The organism is Massilia sp. DWR3-1-1, from assembly GCF_049898325.1.
Classification (GTDB): Bacteria; Pseudomonadota; Gammaproteobacteria; order Burkholderiales; family Burkholderiaceae_D; genus JAFCUW01.
Genome location: NZ_JAFCXL010000088.1, coordinates 1 through 551, shown reverse-complemented (window position 1 = coordinate 551; position 551 = coordinate 1). Strand labels below are relative to the sequence as shown.

Sequence of the window (551 nt, the reverse complement as noted above, 5' to 3'; positions counted from 1 at the left end):
TTGCTTGAATGCGCGCTGGGCCTCTACACCCTTGCCGCTCTACATCTGATTGGCCATTCACTGTACAAGGCCCATGCCTTCCTTTCGGCTTCGACCGCCGTACGCCAGACCCGCTTGCAGATTTTGCGCGGTGCTTCGTCACCAAGCACTGTCAGCCTGGTACTGGCACCGGTGGTAACAATCTCCGCTGTGCTGTTTGTGCTTAAACTGGTGGGTCATGCATCCTGGCCTTGGTGGTGGAGCGTGGTGCTTGGCCTCGCCTGGGCTCCCTTGCTGTGGTTACCTGGCGTACAAACCGACTGGCAGGCACGCAGTGCCCAAGCATTTTGCGGGTTTCTGATGGTTATTGGCCTCACGGTTGCCACCACTGCGGGGCACTCGCTGCCTCTTGGTCTCCAGAATGTCCCTCACCAAGGGCTCGGTCTGATCGCTTTGATAGGCATGGCGGCCTTGTATTTCTTTCAGGCGCTGCTGCAAGTACGGCCGCAACTGCTGGCTAACTGGCGTCGTTGGAGCTATGCGGGATTTTATCTGGACGAGGCCTACACGCG

The 551-nt window shown here is 58.4% G+C and carries 1 pseudogene; it reads left to right on the top strand.

Going from position 1 to position 551, the window contains the following annotated elements:
• A pseudogene (locus tag ACP7EY_RS24050) lies at nt 1-551 on the top strand (NADH-quinone oxidoreductase subunit L); the annotation flags it as partial.